Below are 13,507 nucleotides of genomic sequence, written 5' to 3' on the forward strand. Positions count from 1 at the left end.
TCCCGTAAGGACCAACGCTGTTCAGCGGCTCTCGGTGACGGGGAGGGAGCCGGAAGGTTGCGGCACGGTGGCGAGCGGGGAGCGGTCCAGCGCCGCGGCGGCCGAGGGCACGGGCTTGCGCTCGGCGAGCGGCACGAACCCCGGCCGCCCGGCCGGCTCGCCCAGCACGACATGCCGTACGACGCGCTCGGCGGCGCGTCCGTCGTCGCACGGGCAGAACCGCTCCCGGAAGGCCGCCCGCAGCTGGGCGGAGCGCGAGCCGCGCCAGTGGCCGGTGGCGAAGATGTCGATCAGCTCGTCCTCGCTGCGGGCGACCGCGCCCGGCGGGAAGGCACGCAGGTCGAAGTAGGTGCCCCGGGCCGCCGTGTACGCGTCCCAGTCCTCGGTGTGGACGACGATCGGCCGGTCCAGGTTGGCGTAGTCGAACATCAGCGACGAGTAGTCGGTGATCAACGCGTCCGAGGCGAGGCAGAGGGAGGCGATGTCCGGGTGGTCGCCGACGTCGATGACCCGGGCGGCGCCCTCGGCGAGCGGGCCGGGGTGCCAGTAGTGGGCGCGGGCCAGGATCACGAAGCGCGGGCCCAGCCGGCGCAGGATCCGGTCCAGATCGAGGGCGGGGCGCTGGGTGCGGTGGTAGTCGCGGTGGGTGGGGGCGTACAGCAGCGCGACCGTGCCCTCGGGGATGCCCAGCGACTCGCGGATCCGGGTCACGTCGGCGGACGTCGCCCGCTGGAAGACGTCGTTGCGCGGATAGCCGTACTCCAGCGTGGTGTAGCCGCCGGGGTAGACACGCTCCCAGGTCAGGGTGGTGTGACGGTTGGCGGACAGCACGTAGTCCCACTTGTCGACGCCCCGCAGAAGCTCCTCGAAGTCCATGTCACCGGCGGCCGCCGGGCGTTCCTGGAGGTCGAGGCCCATGTGCTTGAGGGGGGTGCCGTGCTGGGTCTGGACGAAGACCTGACCGGGGCGCTTCCTCAGCCGGCGGTCGAAGTTGACGTTGTTGACCAGGTACTTGGAGCGGGCCAGCGCCGTCCAGTAGGCGAAGCTGCCCGGGCGCACCCGGCGCGGGCCCGGCGGGATGGTGTGCTGGTGCTCGGGGCGGGCGATCCAGGCGGTGCGGATGTGCGGGGCGTGGGTGCGGAACGCCTCCTCCAGGGCGCCCGGATTACAGCCGTGGCCACGGTTCCAGTACGCGGCGAAGACGGCCCGGTCGGCGCGGAGCGGGAGGCGCAGCTGGATGCGGTAGTGCAGCTGGAGGATGGCCGCCCGGACGGCCCGGGCGAGCTTGACGGTGGCCTTGAGGGTGCGGCGGCGGGCGGACATCGCCAGCTGGAGGGCGCGATAGGTGCGGTGCAGGCCGTAACGGACGAGGCTGTGGCGCACCCGGGTGCGCAGCGGCACCGAGGCGCCCCGGGCGTGGTAACGGCGGTAGTGGGCGCGGGCCTTGCGCAGGAACTCGCCCCGGGTGCCGCGCGGGAGCCGGTCCCGCTTGGTGAACACGGTGGAGAAGTGGTCGACCATGCGGCGGAACAACACCGGCCGCCAGCGGGCGAGTTCGGGCCGTCCGTCGATGAACGCGAACACCCGGTCGTACTGGTCGAAGATGTCGAAGTGCTTGCGGCTGGTGGTGCGCAGGATGTTGCCCTGCCGACGCTGCCGGTAGCGCACGCACACCCGGTCCAGGGTGGCGATCGACTCCGCCGCCATGAGGGCCGGGAAGGTCCAGGGCGTGTCCTCGTAGTAGCCGGTCGGGAACCCGAGTCCCTGCTCCGTGACGAACTCCCGCCGGTACGCCTTGTTCCAGGCGACCATCAGCACCCGCAGTAGCCCGGGGCGGTCCTCGAGGCGGAAGGGTGCCGGGCCCTGCTGGGTGAGCTGGGCGGCGACCTTGTTGCGCTCCGCCTCGCCGTTCCAGTAGGTGCGCGCGTAGTCGAAGACCAGGACGTCCGGCTCGCCGGTCTCCTTGATCCGGTCGGCGATCGCGCGCAGCGCGTCCGGGGTGAGCGTGTCGTCGCTGTCCAGGAAGACCAGGTAGTCGCCCGTCGCCCGGGCCATGCCCGCGTTGCGGGCGCGGCCCAGGCCCTGGTTCTCGGCCAGGTGGACGGCCTTCACGCGCGCGTCGCGGGCGGCGTACTCGTCGATCAGGGCGCCGCAGGCGTCCGGCGAGCAGTCGTCCACCGCGATCAGTTCGAGATCGGGATACGACTGGGAGAGCACCGAGTCCAGGCACTCCGAGAGGTACGCCTGGACCTTGTACGCGGGGACAATGACACTGAACCTGGGCAAGGGACATCCATGGGTCGGTCGGCGCGGGCGTTCTGCCCGGGAACGGCCAATGGAGTGATTTGGTTACGGTTCGTACGGCATGTGGGGGACGTCGGGTGCTGTGTTTTCTGGGGGACACCCCCAGACCCCCGGGGAAGGGGCGGGTCCCTGAAGGCCCGCCCCCCGACAAGTGTCCTTTTTGTTGCTACTTGACCGCGCCCGCCATGACCCCGGACACGAACTGCCGCTGGAACGCGAAGAACACGACCAGCGGGATCACCATCGAGATGAACGCACCCGGCGCCAGCACGTCGATGTTGTTGCCGAACTGCCGTACCTGCGTCTGCAGGGCGACCGTGATCGGCTGCGAACCGGACTTGGTGAACACCAGCGCGACCAGCATGTCGTTCCACACCCACAGGAACTGGAAGATGCCGAGGCTCGCGATCGCCGGGCCGCCGAGCGGCATCACCACCCGGGCGAACAGGCGCAGTTCACCGGCGCCGTCGAGGCGGGCCGCCTCGAGCAGCTCCCTCGGGATCTCCGCGAAGAAGTTCCGCAGCAGGAACACCGCGAACGGCAGCCCGAAGCCCACATGGAACAGGATCACCCCGAGGATCGTCCCGAACAGGCCGATCCTGCCGAACAGTTCGGCGATCGGGATCAGCGCCACCTGCACCGGCACCACCAGCAGGCTGACCACGCCGAGGAACCACCAGTCCCGGCCCGGGAACTCCATCCACGCGAACGCGTAGCCCGCGAGCGAGCCGATCACCACGACCAGGATCGTCGCCGGGACCGTGATCAGCACGGTGTTCATCAGGGAGTTGGTGATGTCGCTGTTCTCCAGCAGCTTCTGGTAGCTCTCGAAGGTCAGCTGCGACGGCTGGGTGAACACCTTCCACCAGCCGCTCGCGCTCATGTCCTCCGGTGTGCGCAGGGAGGAGATGAGCAGACCGATGGTCGGCACCAGCCAGAACAGGCCCACCAGGATGAGGAAGACGCGGACCAGACCGCCGCTGAGCTTCTCGGCGATCCTCGAACCGAGCGACTGCCGTGCCTTCACCGTCATGTCGGCGGGTGCCACCTTTCCGATGCTTCCGGCAGCGGTCGTCATCGCCGCACCTCCCGCCGCAACCTGCGGATGTTGAACAACATCACCGGGATGACGAGCAGTAGCAGGAACACCGCGATCGCGCTCGCGATGCCCGGCTGGCTCTCCGCGAAGCCCTTGCGGTACAGCTCCAGGGCCAGCACGTTCGCGTCGTCCTGGGAGGAGCCCGGCGCGATGATGTAGACGAGGTCGAACACCTTGAGCACGTTGATCATCAGCGTGACGGTGACGACCGCCAGGACCGGGGCGAGCAGCGGCACGGTGACCCGGCGGAACACCTGCCACTCGTTCGCGCCGTCCACCCGCGCGGCCTCCAGCAGCTCCCGGGGCACGCCCGCGAGCCCGGCCGCGATCAGCACCATCGCGAAGCCCGCCCACATCCACACGTACGACCCGATGATGGCCGGGGTGACCAGCGACGGGCCGAGCCAGTCGACACCGTTGTACGGCTCCCTGAAGTTGCTCGCGGGAAGCCTCAGCTGGGCCCCGTCGGCCGTCGCGGGCAGCGTGAAGGTGCCGTCGCCGGCCGCCTTGGTGGACGCCACCACCTTTCCGTCCTTCACCGCCTCGATCCGCATCCCGGCGTAGCCCAGCTCGGACGGGTCGGGCACGCCCAGCTTCCCGACGCCCTTGCCGCGCGTGAAGTCCTGCCAGGTGGTGCCGGTGATCCTCCCCGGCTCCGGCTTGGCCGCCACGGCCTTCCTCGCGCTGTCGGGCATCTGGTCGGGGGCGACGCCGACCAGCGGGAGCGCGACCGTCTGCCCGGTGTGCACGGTGGCCGTGGTGAGGAAGCCGCCCTGGTCCGGCTTGAGCGGCGACTCGCGGCCCAGGTGTGCCTTCGGGAACGCCGACGACTGGGCGAAGGTGTCGTGCACGCCCACCCACACCGCGTTGGCGACGCCCTTGTCCGGGTCCTGGTCGTACACCAGGCGGAAGATGATCCCGGCCGCCAGCATCGAGATCGCCATCGGCATGAAGACGACCAGCTTGAACGCCGTGCCCCAGCGCACCCGTTCGGTCAGCACCGCGAAGACCAGACCGAGGGCCGTGGAGACGGTCGGCGCGAACACCACCCAGATGATGTTGTTCTTCAGGGCGGTGCGGATGCCGTCGTCGGTGAACAGCGCCTTGTAGTTGTCGAAGCCGGCGAAGCCGTCGCCCGAGGCGTTGTAGAAGCTGCGGATGATCGAGTACCCGATCGGGTAGACCACGAGCGCGCCCAGCAGCACCAGGGCGGGCAGCAGGAACAGGGCTGCCACCGTCCTGCGGGTGCCGGTCACGCTCCTGCGGCTCTTCGGTGCGGCGGGGCCCGGTGGGGTCCCGGCCGCCGCTGCCGACGCCATCGCCGGATCAGCTCCCGTTCCCGTAGGCCGCCGCCGCGTCCTTCTCCAGCTTCGCCTGGGCGCCCGCCACGTCCTTCGGGTTCTTCAGGAAGTCCTGCAGATCCTTCCACTCGCCCTTGCCCGGGGTGCCGCCGAAGGCCTGCGGGGCCTGGTCGGACATGTCGAAGCGGAAGTCGTCGCCGGACGCGATCAGCGCCTTGGCGATCTTCTGCTGCACCGGGTTCGGGTAGGCCGAGTCCGGCACGTTCTTGTTCGGCGAGAGGTAGCCGCCCAGCTTGGCCTGGATGGTCGCCGCGTCCGGGGAGGCCAGGAAGGTGGCCAGCGCCTGCGCCGCCTTGGAGTCCTTCAGGATGACGGCCGCGTCACCGCCGGAGACCACCGGCGCGGACGAGCCGACGGCCGGGAACGGGAACACCTTCGCGTCCGTGCCCACCTTCGCCTTGGTGTCACCGATGTTGACCTGCACGAAGTCGCCCTCGTAGACCATCGCCGCCTTCGGCTGGTCCCCGCCGGTGAAGGTCTGCGTGACGGAGTTCGGGAACTCGGTCTGCAGGGCACCGTCCGCTCCGCCCGCCACATAGTCCTTCTTGCCCCAGATCTGGGCGAGCGTGGTCAGGGCCTGCTTCACCGAGGGATCGGTCCACTTGATCTTGTGCTGGGCGAGCTGGTCGTACTTCTCGGGCCCGGCCTGGGACAGATAGACGTTCTCGAACCAGTCCGTCAGCGTCCAGCCGTCGGCGCCGCCCACCGAGAACGGCGTGACACCGGAGTCGTACACCGCCTGCGCGGCGGTCAGCAGCTCCTGCCAGGTCTTCGGCTCCTTGGCGCCCGCGTTCTCGAAGGCCTTGGCGTTGTACCAGATCAGCGACTTGTTGGCGGCCTTGTAGTAGACGCCGTACTGCTTGCCGTCGACCTTGCCGATGTCCTGCCAGCCCTGCGAGTAGTTCTTCTGCAGCTCCTTGAGCGCGTCCGCGCCGAGGGGCTTGGCCCACTTCTTGTCCACGGCCTGCTTGATCGCACCCGGCTGCGGCAGCAGGGCCACGTCCGGCGGCTGACCGCCCGCGATCTTCGAACCGAGGAAGTTGATGATCGGGTCCTGGGCGGGCACGAACGTCACCTTCGCGCCCGTGCGCTTCTCGAACTCGGCCAGAACCTTCTTGAAGTTCTTCTGCTCGGTGCCGGTCCAGACGGCGGCGACCTCCAGGCTCGCGCCGTTCAGTTTCGGCAGGGTGAGGCCGGAGCCGCTCGCGGTGGCCCCGCCGCTCGTGTCGCCGCTGCCTTTCTTGCCGTCGCCGCTGGAGCAGGCGGTGAGCACGAGGGCTCCCGCGAGCAGTGCGGCGACTGTGGTGACGGCCGTGTTTGTCCGGATGGTGCTGCTGTTGCCACGCATCACTTCCCCGTTCGTCGTTCTCCGTTGAACGTCAGAACACTGTCCCGTGCGCTCCGGTCTACGCCGGGCCGCACAAGGGGGGCAAGAGCGCCTGCGCCGTCCGGCGGTTCATCGTGACCGGCTCGTGATCAGGGGAGTATGCGTACCAATGCCGACAGGGCCTAGAGGAGCGAGGGCACCTCCGCCGCGGCGACCTCCCGGGCCGCCCGCTCCACCGCGCTCGCCAGCAGGGCCAGGTCGGTGGGGCCGTTGCCCAGTTCCCGCACGGGACGGCGGGCCGGCGGATCGCCCATGCGGTGCCACTCCAGCGGGACGACCGTCGGCCGCTGGGTCGCGGTGCGCGGGATGCGGCCCGTCACCCGGCCGCCCTGGAAGCCGACGGTCCGCCCGTCCGCGTACGTCAGCCTGCCGCGCCCCGGTGCCGGCTCCTCCGGCCCGGCCGTCGGCGCGTCCAGCACGACCCGCAGGGTGGCCTGCCGGGCCGGTTCCGTCTCCGCCGTACGACCGCCCGTCGCGGCCGCGGCCACCAGGTGCACGCCGAGCCGCTCGCCCTCCCTGGCCACCGCCTCCAGGGCCCGCATCACCGACCCGGCGGCGGGCCGGCCCGGCGAGCCGAGCGCGGGGGAGACCAGCGCGTCCAGGTCGTCGACGACCACGACGAGCCGGGGCAGCGGGGATGCGGCCTCGGTGCGCTGCCGTGCGGCGCCGGGCCGCAGCCGCAGCGTGGAGCTGGGCGGCGCCTCTATGTCCCCGGCCCCGGAAGGCGCCGGGCGCCCGCCCGGGGTGCGCTGCGCGACGATCCGGCCGGACACCTCACGCCCCGCGTGCCACCCGGCGAAGTCCGTCCGCCCCAGCAACTCCGCGCGCCGTTTCAGCTCGGCGCTCAGCGACTGCGCGAACTCCCGCATGCGGACCGGGTCGTTGGCGATGAGGTGGGTCGTCACGTGGGGTATGTCCGTGCAGACCCGCAGTCCCTCGCCGCGCCCCGCGCCCGTGCCGACGCCGTCCCGGCCGTCGATCAGCACCATGCCGAGCCGGTCGGGCCGCTCGGCGGCGGCCAGCGACGCGACCACGGCCCGCAGCAGCTCGGTACGGCCACTGCCGGCCGGCCCCTCGATCAGCAGATGCGGCCCGTCGGCCACCAGGTCGGCGGCGAGCGGGCCGCGCGGCCCGGCGCCGAGCACCGCCCGGGCCCGGCCGCCCAGCGACTCCGTGTCGTCGGCCGCGTCCGCCCAGCGCGCCATCAGCGAGGCGGGGGTGGCCCGGGCCAGGCCCAGCTCGTCCAGCAGCCGCGCCGACTGCGGCAGCGGTACGGCCACGCGCGCGTGCCGCTCGCCGACGGGGCCGTCGGGCCTGAGCGGCGCCAGCGCCCGCGCGAACCGCTCCGCCCAGGCGGGGGAGACGGCGTCCACGGTGCCGACGGCACCCGGGCCGACGGGTCCGGTCGGTGCGACGCGCATCAGGTGCAGCGCGCCGGCGACATCACCGCTGAGCAGGGCCACGGCCCCGCAGTGCCGGAAGGTGGGCGTGACCGCGCAGGCCTCCTCGTACGTCTGCGCCACGGGCGAGGCGGGGGTGGCGGCCGCGGTCTCGGCGAGGCAGACCACATGGATCCCGGCCCGCGGACCGGCCACGGCCAGCCGCGCCAGGGCTTCCTGCAGCGAGGCACCGCCGGGGTCCCCGTCCACGACGACGACGGTGAACGGGCCCGGGAAGCCACCGAATCCGTCCAGCTCGGTGCCTTCCCTGGCCCAGGAGGGGCGGCGGGCGGGGGTGGTCCGGGGAGGGGAGGCGGGGGGTGCGTCCGTGGGGTGGGTGCCGGGAGCGGCGTGGTGGGCCGTCTCGGGTACGGCGGGCGAGGCCTGTCCGGCGAGGCGGTTCGGATCCGGCGCGGCGGCTTGGGACGCCGAGGCCGGCTGGGCCGCGCCTCGGCCCGTCGCCGCGAACTCCTCCACCCGGCGCAGGAGTTCCTCCGTGCGGGCCGCCGCCTGTTCGCGGTCGTAGGCCAGCAGCAGACGGCAGTCCTGGCCGTGGCCCGGGCGCACGTGCGGCAGCCAGCCCAGCCAGGACCACTCGGCCGTCCGCTCCTCCACCGGGCGGCTGCGGTCGGCGCTGATCAGGACGACTTCCAGCAGGTCGGGGGAGTGCAGCGCGGCCAGCTGGGCCAGCACCGCGCGGGCCAGCCCGGACAGCCGGGGGCGCGGACCTGCCAGGCCCAGCGCGCCCGCCTCACGCAGAGCGGCGGTCACCGGTACGGCGGGCAGCACGCCCGAGCCGTCCGGTGCGCTCCGGTCGCCCGTGCCGAGCCGCACGGTCAGTGCCTCCGGGTGTCCCGGCCCCCGCTCCCACAGCCGGGGCCCGGGACCCAGGGCCGTCAGCAGCAGTGCGGCGGGGTCCGGCCAGGTCTCCGGCACCTGCGGGACATCGGCCTCCGGCACACCGCCCGCACCGGTCTCAGCGGCGCCGTACGCCTCCGGCCGGGCCATCTGCTGTTCCCCGCGTCCACCGGCCAGTCGCCGCGCCCAGGCACCGATCCCGCCCCGGCGGCGGCCGCCCTGCGGGGCGTCGGTGCCCCGGAGGGGAGTGTCCTTGCGGCCGCGGCCGTCTCCCGCGTCGGTGCCGGAAGAGGCACTGTCCGACGCCGGGCCGGGGGTCGTCGTATCGGCGTATGCGGCCCCGGTCAGGCCCCCCGGGCCGCCGACGCCGTACTGCCCCGCGTGTGTGTCCCCACCACGGGACGTCGAACCGGGCATGCCGGGTGCGGCGACTTCGGCGCCCGGCCCGCCGGCCCCGGAGCGGCCCGCGGCCGTGCCCCCGCCGCCGGTGGCCGAGCCGGGCATCCCGGGTGCCGGGCGTTCGCCGCCCGGTCCGCCGGCCCCGAAGCCACCCCCGTCGGCGGCCTTACCGGAAGCCGAACCCGGCCCCCCTGCGCCTCCGCCCTGCGTCTCGATCCTCGGCGCCCCGGCCTGACCCGGTACCGCCGTCTGTTCGCCGCGCCGGTGCTCCTGAGCCCCCGCGCCTCCGCCCGGGGCACCCCAGCTCGCCGTGCCGTACGCGTGATGGGTCGGTCCAGAAGGGCCGCCGCCGGCAACCGGGCCCGAGGCGGGCTCCACGCGCGCGTGCCCGGCAGCGCCCGCAGTCCCCGGACCACCGCCCTCGCCGACCGCCCCCAGCGCGAACCGCACGCACCCTTCCCCGTCAGGCACCGTCCGTACCCGCGCCCCGGGGCCCGCGGACGGGGTGACCCGCAGGGCGGACTCGCCGATCCTCAGCAGGGCCCCCGGAGGGAACCGCACCGGGCGGTCGCTCACGCGGGTGCCGTCCAGGGCCGTGCCGTTGGTGGAGCCGAGGTCGGCCACCGAGACGCGGCCGTCGGCGGCGACCGTGACCGCGCAGTGCAGACGGGAGACGTCCGGGTCGTCCAGCGGGACGTCGGCGTCGGCGGAGCGGCCGACCGTGATCCGGCCGCCGTGCAGGAGATGGACCCCGCCCGCGTCCGGGCCCGCGACCACGTGCAGCTGGGTCGGCGCGTCGTCCAGCTCGGGATGCGGCTCGGGGGCCGCCGGGGCGCCCAGGGACAGCACGGCGCCGTCGACCAGGGGCGGCTCGCCGAGGGTGCAGCGGCGCGGGTCCAGCCGCTCCGCGCCCGCGTACAGGACCACCGAGGCGCTGCCCGTGTCCCGGCCCGTGCCGCCGTCTCCGGTGACCGCCGTGGCCAGGGCCGACGCCACCGCGGCCAGGTCCGTGCCCGCGGGCGCCGTCACCAGCACGTCGCGGCTCGCGGCGCGGCCCCGCTGCGGGGACGGGCCCAGCGGGTCTACGACGGTCAGCCGGATCTGCATCGGCGCAGGGGTCCCTTCTGCCCGGGCGCGGACATCCCCCACCCCCGCACGAGCACGTCGGCCAGTACTGCACGCATCCTCGCACCTGTCACTGACAACGCGCCCGCGGCCCGGTGCCAAGTGATCTTGATTGGTCAGCTCTGCCCCCAAAAGTGCCTGACCGGTAATGCATGGGTGATCAGTTGAGATCGGTCACGTCCGACGCTGGGCAACCAGGAGACCGAGGCGAGCGTCTTTCCTTCGAACATCGACGGGAACGCTTACGTAGTGCCCAGGGGGGCGGCACTACAGTGGGCCGGAACAGAAACCGGAACACAGGCGAACAGACAGCAGGGAGCGCGGAACGTGCGGCCAGTCGGCAGCAAGTACCTGCTCGAGGAGCCGCTCGGACGCGGCGCCACGGGCACCGTCTGGCGTGCCCGCCAGCGCGAGACCGCGGGTGCCGAGGCGGCCGTGGCAGGCCAGCCCGGCGAGACGGTCGCGATCAAGGTCCTCAAGGAGGAGCTGGCGAGCGATCCGGACATCGTGATGCGGTTCCTGCGGGAACGCTCCGTCCTGCTCCGGCTCACCCACCCCAACATCGTCCGGGTCCGCGACCTGGTCGTCGAGGGCGATCTGCTGGCCCTGGTCATGGACCTCGTCGACGGCCCCGACCTGCACCGCTACCTGCGCGAGAACGGCCCTCTCACGCCGGTCGCCGCCGCCCTGATGACCGCGCAGATCGCCGACGCCCTCGCCGCGAGCCACGCCGACGGCGTCGTCCACCGCGACCTCAAGCCCGCCAACGTGCTGCTCCAGCAGTACGACGGCCAGATGCACCCGATGCTGACCGACTTCGGCATCGCCCGCCTGGCCGACTCCCCGGGCCTGACCCGTACCCACGAGTTCGTCGGCACGCCCGCGTACATCGCGCCGGAGTCCGCCGAGGGCCGCCCGCAGACCTCCGCCGTCGACATCTACGGCGCCGGCATCCTGCTGTACGAACTGGTCACCGGCCGCCCGCCGTTCTCCGGTGCCACCGCCCTCGAAGTGCTCCACCAGCACCTGAGCGCCGAGCCGCGCCGCCCCTCCACCGTCCCGGACCCGCTGTGGACGGTGATAGAGCGCTGTCTGCGCAAGAACCCCGAGCAGCGGCCCAGCGCCGAGAACCTCGCGCGCGGGCTGCGGGTCGTGGCCGAGGGCGTCGGTGTGCACGCGAACGCCGCCCAGATCGCCGCAGCCGAGGGCGTCGCCGCCCTGCTGGCCCCCGACCCGGCCCCGGCCGCCGTCCCGGGCGTACCCGGCGCCGCCGACCCCACCCAGGTGCTGCCCACGAACGCGCCGCAGGGGGCGTACGGCCAGCACGATCCCAATGCGGCGACCAGCTTCCTGCCGCACACGGGTGGCCCCGTCGGCGCGGCCGACCCCACCGCCGTGCTGCCGAACACCGGCGCGGCCGACCCGACGGCCGTCATGCCGTCGATGCCCCCGGGCCAGCCGGGCCAGCAGCCCGAGCAGCCGCACCCCTGGCAGACCCAGCTGCGCGCCGCCCGGGACCGCAACGAGCAGACGCAGATCCAGTACCTCGACCCCGACGAGGATCCGCTGCGCCGCCGCCCCCAGCGGCAGGCCGCCCGGCCGCAGCAGCAGCCGCGCCAGGCCCCGCAGGCGCGCCCGCAGCAGCCGCAGCCGCGCGGCCGGCAGCAGCAGCCGCACGCCGGGTACGGCTATCCGCAGCAGCAGCCCCAGCAGTACGCCCCGCCGCAGCAGCCTCAGCAGCGGTACGCGCCCCCCGCCCCGGAGCCGCAGCGGCCCGCGCGCGAGCCCCGGCCGGCGCGGCAGCGCAGCGCCAACCCGATGAAGATCCCCGGACTCGGCTGCCTGAAGGGCTGCCTGTTCACGATCGTCATCCTGGTCGTCGCCAGCTGGCTGATCTGGGAGCTGACCCCGCTGCACACCTGGGTCGGCCAGGGCAGGGGCTACTGGCACGAGGTGCGCCACTTCGCCGGGCAGGTGGGCCACTGGGTGAAGGAGCTGGGCTCGTCCACCGGCAGCGGCAACTGATCGCTGGTTTGGGGACTTGTCGACATCTGGCGGGTGATTTCCGTCTCCGCGGTGAAGGTTGGCTCGTTCGACGCGTAGTTTTGTCGGCTGGGAGTCGTCTGTCGGCTGGGGGTCCGGGGGTTAGCCCCCGGAATGACGCAGCGTCGGCAACACGCGTCAGTAGGAGCAGTCTTGGCACGGAAGATCGGCAGCCGGTACACCGCCAACCAGATCCTGGGGCGGGGCAGCGCCGGCACGGTGTGGCTGGGCGAGGGTCCCGAGGGTCCCGTCGCCATCAAGCTGCTGCGTGAGGACCTCGCGTCCGACCAGGAGCTGGTCTCGCGCTTCGTCCAGGAGCGCACCGCACTGCTCGGCCTGGAGCACCCGCACATCGTCACCGTGCGCGACCTCGTGGTCGACGGCAACGACCTGGCACTCGTCATGGACCTGGTGCGCGGCACCGATCTGCGCACCCGCCTGGAGCGGGAGCGGCGGCTCGCCCCCGAGGCGGCCGTGGCGATCGTCGCGGACATCGCCGACGGGCTCGCGGCGGCCCACGCGTCCGGGGTCGTGCACCGGGACGTCAAGCCCGAGAACGTCCTGCTGGACATGCAGGGCCCGCTCGGCCCGGGCGGCGCGCACCCCGCCCTGCTGACGGACTTCGGTGTGGCGAAGCTGATCGACTCGCCGAAGCGGACCCGGGCCACGAAGATCATCGGCACGCCGGACTACCTGGCCCCGGAGATCGTCGAAGGGCTGCCGCCGCGCGCCTCGGTCGACATCTACGCCCTGGCGACGGTGCTGTACGAACTGCTGGCCGGCTTCACCCCCTTCGGGGGCGGGCACCCGGGGGCGGTGCTGCGCCGCCACGTGACGGAGACGGTCGTACCGCTGCCGGGGATCCCCGACGAGCTGTGGCAGCTGATCGTGCAGTGCCTCGCGAAGGCGCCGGCGTCGCGGCTGCGGGCGTCCGAGCTGGCGTCGCGGCTGCGGGAGCAGCTGCCGATGCTGGCCGGGATGCCGCCGCTGGACGTGGACGAGCCGGACGGCCTCTCCGAGGAGGAGGCGGAGGAAGCTCCTCCGGCACCGGCCGGCCACGGTGAGCCCGTACGGCGGCGGGGAGCGGTCTCCCTCGTCCCCGGGGCCAAGCCGGACTCCAACCGGGACACGCATACGTCGATGAGGGTGCCGGGTGCTGATGAGCTGGCAGGGGGAGCGCGGGGTACGGCGCGTGCCCCCAGGGCCTCGGGCGCGCCCCGGCCCGGCTCGGCCCGGCACCGTGCCGCGGCCCGGCGCCGCAGGATCACCCTGAGCGTTGCGGGGGTGGTCCTGGCCGCGGCCATCGGTGTCGGTGCGTGGGCGGCGACCTCGGGGGACGAGGAGCCGGCGCAGGAGACCCACAGCACGTCGACGCCGTAGGCGCGCCGGCCGTCCGGGGCTCTGCCCTGGCCCCCGCCAGGGGCTCCGCCCCTGGACCCCGTTTCCCACCCTCCCCCACGCTCGGCTGCGCTCGCGCGGGGGGACCCCCATC

7 protein-coding genes are annotated in these 13,507 nt (G+C 73.3%); 2 read left to right on the top strand and 5 right to left on the bottom strand.

Annotated elements, in window-relative coordinates:
- Positions 1–21 precede the first annotated feature (21 nt).
- The 5 genes from CRP49_RS18150 to CRP49_RS18170 form a co-directional block, all read right to left on the bottom strand.
- On the bottom strand, positions 22–2,286 hold the full coding sequence (locus tag CRP49_RS18150; RefSeq protein ID WP_097254311.1) for a bifunctional glycosyltransferase family 2 protein/CDP-glycerol:glycerophosphate glycerophosphotransferase: 2,265 nt from the start codon (positions 2,284–2,286) through the stop codon (positions 22–24).
- Positions 2,287–2,470: 184 nt separating this feature from the next.
- Positions 2,471–3,382: a carbohydrate ABC transporter permease gene (locus tag CRP49_RS18155; protein WP_097254312.1), complete on the bottom strand. Its 912-nt coding sequence runs from the start codon at positions 3,380–3,382 to the stop codon at positions 2,471–2,473.
- Complete coding sequence (locus CRP49_RS18160) at positions 3,379–4,722, bottom strand: carbohydrate ABC transporter permease (protein ID WP_097254313.1); 1,344 nt, start codon at positions 4,720–4,722, stop codon at positions 3,379–3,381. The genes CRP49_RS18155 and CRP49_RS18160 overlap by 4 nt, the downstream gene beginning before the upstream one ends.
- A 7-nt stretch (positions 4,723–4,729) precedes the next feature.
- A complete protein-coding gene (locus CRP49_RS18165; RefSeq protein WP_097254314.1) occupies positions 4,730–6,112 on the bottom strand; it encodes an ABC transporter substrate-binding protein in 1,383 nt (460 codons plus the stop codon).
- Positions 6,113–6,273: 161 nt separating this feature from the next.
- Positions 6,274–9,954, bottom strand: coding sequence for an FHA domain-containing protein (locus tag CRP49_RS18170; RefSeq protein ID WP_097254315.1), 3,681 nt, complete (start codon positions 9,952–9,954; stop codon positions 6,274–6,276).
- A 345-nt stretch (positions 9,955–10,299) separates the two neighbouring features.
- On the opposite strand from CRP49_RS18170, the gene CRP49_RS18175 reads away from it, so the two are divergent.
- Together CRP49_RS18175 and CRP49_RS18180 are read left to right on the top strand one after the other, a co-directional pair.
- Positions 10,300–11,997, top strand: coding sequence for a serine/threonine-protein kinase (locus tag CRP49_RS18175; RefSeq protein ID WP_097254316.1), 1,698 nt, complete (start codon positions 10,300–10,302; stop codon positions 11,995–11,997).
- 171 nt (positions 11,998–12,168) lie between these two features.
- Complete coding sequence (locus CRP49_RS18180; RefSeq protein ID WP_097254317.1) at positions 12,169–13,395, top strand: serine/threonine-protein kinase; 1,227 nt, start codon at positions 12,169–12,171, stop codon at positions 13,393–13,395.
- The last annotated feature ends 112 nt before the right edge of the window (positions 13,396–13,507 follow it).

It is taken from the genome of Streptomyces sp. Ag109_G2-15, assembly GCF_900215565.1.
GTDB classification, from domain to species: Bacteria; Actinomycetota; Actinomycetes; order Streptomycetales; family Streptomycetaceae; genus Streptomyces; species Streptomyces diastatochromogenes.

Excerpts from the sequence above, each read along its gene's own strand:
- CRP49_RS18155 (WP_097254312.1), bottom strand. The coding sequence starts at position 3,382 with ATGACGACCGCTGCCGGAAGCATCGGAAAGGTGGCACCCGCCGACATG.
- CRP49_RS18160 (WP_097254313.1), bottom strand. The coding sequence starts at position 4,722 with ATGGCGTCGGCAGCGGCGGCCGGGACCCCACCGGGCCCCGCCGCACCG.
- CRP49_RS18165 (WP_097254314.1), bottom strand. The coding sequence starts at position 6,112 with ATGCGTGGCAACAGCAGCACCATCCGGACAAACACGGCCGTCACCACA.
- CRP49_RS18170 (WP_097254315.1), bottom strand. The coding sequence starts at position 9,954 with ATGCAGATCCGGCTGACCGTCGTAGACCCGCTGGGCCCGTCCCCGCAG.